This window comes from Endozoicomonas sp. ONNA1 (assembly GCF_024606325.1).
Taxonomy (GTDB): domain Bacteria; phylum Pseudomonadota; class Gammaproteobacteria; order Pseudomonadales; family Endozoicomonadaceae; genus Endozoicomonas_A.
This window is the reverse complement of record NZ_JAHHPN010000261.1, coordinates 1-1220: the sequence shown is the minus strand read 5'-3', so window position 1 is coordinate 1220 and position 1220 is coordinate 1. Positions and strand designations below refer to the sequence as shown.

General features: G+C 52.1%; 1 protein-coding gene. It reads left to right on the top strand.

Going from position 1 to position 1220, the window contains the following annotated elements; genetic code table 11:
• Positions 1-1220: hypothetical protein (locus KDK19_RS06145; RefSeq protein ID WP_257291565.1), on the top strand; the 1220-nt coding region annotated here is incomplete at both ends.

Below are 1220 nucleotides of genomic sequence, written 5' to 3'. Positions count from 1 at the left end.
TCACTAGCCTTCTGTATTCTGATTCTGGCGGGGATAATGGAGTCCCTGAACAACAATCACATACGTTAGGTTTAAACTGTTTCGTTCATCCCTGTCTTGGGGCTTGTCAATTCCGGCAGTCTTACGGTTCATCCGATAGCAGAGCGCCGGATTGCGAAGACAGTTCGACAGCCCCCCCAGTAGCAACTCCCGGACAAAGCTCATGCCCTCATTTGGCCAATAGATACTGTTCTATTTGCAAACCTGTTAACGGGGTCGCCTTAGATTCAACGGTTGTAGGGACAATCGACAAAAACGTCCCTGCCGGGCAAGCCATTTGCAACTTGATCATAATCGAGGAGGATGGCCAGCTGCTGCAATGTGGGAAGGTCTTCAAGAATGCTAAAGGCCTTTGGTCTCATAGGAGAGGATACCACTCCGGGCATCAAACCTGTGAAGCGAACGTAATCGGAGAGGATGGTCAGCCGCGGCCGTGTAGAAAGGTTTTCAAGAATACTAACAGCCTGTTGGTTCATAGAAGCGGATACCACACCGGGCAACAAACCTGTAACGTGACCGTGATATTGGAAGATGGCCAGCCCCGGCCATGCGGAAAGGTCTGCAAGAATGCCCAAGCCCTGTCGCATCACAAAAGCAGAAACCACACGGGGCAAAAAACCTGTGATGTGCCCGTGATCGGGAAGGGGGGTCTGCAACGACCCTGCGGGACGGTCTGCAGAAATGCCGCGGCTTTGTCCACCCACAAAAGCGGACAGCACTCTGGGAAAAAGACCTGTGACGTAAACATAATCGGGGAGGATGGCCAGCTGCAGCCATGCGGAAAGGCCTGCAAAAATGCCGCACACCTGTCCAACCATAAAAGCCGACAGCACACCGGGCAAAAAACCTGTAATGTAACCGTGATCGGTAAGGACGATCAGTCGCGGCCATGCGGAAAGACCTGCAACAATGTTCAAGCCCTGTTGAATCACAAATACAGAGACCACACCGGGCAAAAAACCTGTAACCTGATTATGGTCGGGGAGGATGGCCAGTCGCGGCCATGCGGAAAGGTCTTCAAGAATTCCAGAGTCCTTTCGAGTCACAAAAGCGGATACCACAGCGGGCAACAAACCTGTGATGTGAACGTGGTCCGGGAGGATGGCGAACCGCAGCTATGCGGGAAGGTCTGTAAGAATGCTCAAGTTCTCTGGGATCACATAAGAATAAAACACACCGGA